At 65.6% G+C, this 1,624-nt stretch carries 2 protein-coding genes; both read right to left on the bottom strand.

The genetic code is table 11. The features are described 5' to 3' along the window. Nucleotides 1-37 precede the first annotated feature (37 nt). Complete coding sequence (locus ACIBEA_RS44530; protein ID WP_399270289.1) at nt 38-1,096, bottom strand: IS3 family transposase; 1,059 nt, start codon at nt 1,094-1,096, stop codon at nt 38-40. 41 nt (nt 1,097-1,137) lie between these two features. Beyond that, nucleotides 1,138-1,545, bottom strand: a complete 408-nt coding sequence (locus ACIBEA_RS44525; RefSeq protein ID WP_399270287.1) for a transposase — start codon at nt 1,543-1,545, stop codon at nt 1,138-1,140. Nucleotides 1,546-1,624: the final 79 nt, after the last annotated feature.

Here is a 1,624-nt window from a genome sequence, read left to right as displayed (position 1 = left end):
CGGAACCTGTCAATGCGATCAAGGCAGGTGATGTGTTCTATCGCTGTGCTGGGATCGTTTGGTCGTCGTGGTGAAAGTCGGTGGGTTTGTTGATCCACGCGGCCTCGGGGAGCTTGGGCGGCCGGGGGGCTCCGCGGACGAATCGTTCGGGGTGCTTGGCGTAGACGCTGGTCAGGACGTCGGTGCGCATCTCGCGGAGCTGGGTGGCGAGGCCGAAGTGCACGTCGAAGGGGGTGTGCATGGCTATCCCGGAGTGCCGGTGGGTCAGGTTGTACCAGTCGAAGAAGTCCTCGCACCAGGCGCGGGCGTCCTCGATGCAGCCGAACCGGTCGGGGAAGTCGTGCCGGTATTTGAGGGTTTTGTACTGGCTCTCGCTGTAGGGGTTGTCGTTGGAGGTCTTCGGCCGTGAGTGCGACTTCGTCACGCCGAGGTTCGACATCATCTGGGCGACGTTCTCGGCGACCATGGGTGATCCCCGGTCGGAATGGACCGTCAACCGCCCTTGTTCCAGCTTGTACTTGAGGATGGTGGCGGACAGGAACTGCTCGGCGAGTTCCTTGTTCTCGGCTGTGGCGATCATCCAGCCGGTGGTGTAGCGGCTGTAGATGTCGATGATCGTGTAGAGGCAGTAGTAGCTGCCCTTGACCGGTCCCTTCAGCTTGGTGATGTCCCACGACCAGACCCGGTTCGGGCCTTCGGCTATCAGCTCGGGTTTCTTGCGCGGTGGGTGAGTGGCCTGTCGGCGTCGCTCGCGGACCTCGCCGTGCCGGCGCAGGATCCGGTACATCGTCGACTCCGAACATAGGTAGATCCCGCGGTCCAAGAGGACCGCGTAGATCTCGGCCGGTGCCATGTCGACGAACTCCTGCGACCGCAGCACCTCAAGGACCCTGTCCTGCTCGGCCCGGCCGAGGGCCCGTGGATGCCGGCGCCGCTCACGCCGCGGCGGCCGGGGCGGAGCAGGGCTCCGGCGGTGATGACGGTAGTAGGTAGCCCGGCTCACGCCGAGCGCGGAACAGGCCCGCACCCGGCCGACCACCCCCGTCAGGTCCTCCAGAGCTTCGGCACGGGCGTCCTCGAAGACCGTGCCCGCCACTGGATCGAGCCCCGTGCCCGTGCCCGTGCCCGTCAGGATGGTCACTTGCTCTCGCGGTTCTGGGTGGCGCTGTCCGTGGCGAGATGGTCGAGCAGCGCGGAGAGTTTTGACTGGACCTCGATGACGGTGCGGGCCTTGCCCAGCTCGGTCTCCAGTCGGGCCACGTGGGCTTGCAACCGTGTGATCTCCTTGTCCCGCGGGTCGGCCTTCGGCCTTCCCGCCGGCGCGGCGAGTGCCGTCTTCGCACCCCGGTCGCGCTGCTGGCGCCAGGTTGTGATCAGTGACGAGTACAGGCCCTCCCGACGGAGCAGGGCTCCCTTGCTTTGCCGGTCGAGCGTCTCGTACTCGGCCAGAATCCTTGCCTTGTACTCCGCGGAGTACCGGCGCGGACCTGTGGAACGGGGTTCTACCTGCGGATCAGGGGTCCCGTGGTCGTTGGTACTGGCCACCTGGGGCACTACTCCTTCTCCGCCCTCGACTCAATGAATCATCCAGTATGCCTGGCTTGAGCCACTTTGACAGAGAGGG

Origin of the sequence: Streptomyces sp. NPDC051555, from assembly GCF_044454405.1 — a bacterium.
Taxonomy (GTDB): Bacteria; Actinomycetota; Actinomycetes; order Streptomycetales; family Streptomycetaceae; genus Streptomyces.
Note: the sequence above shows the minus strand (reverse complement) of the source record. Positions and strands in the feature narration are given on the sequence as shown.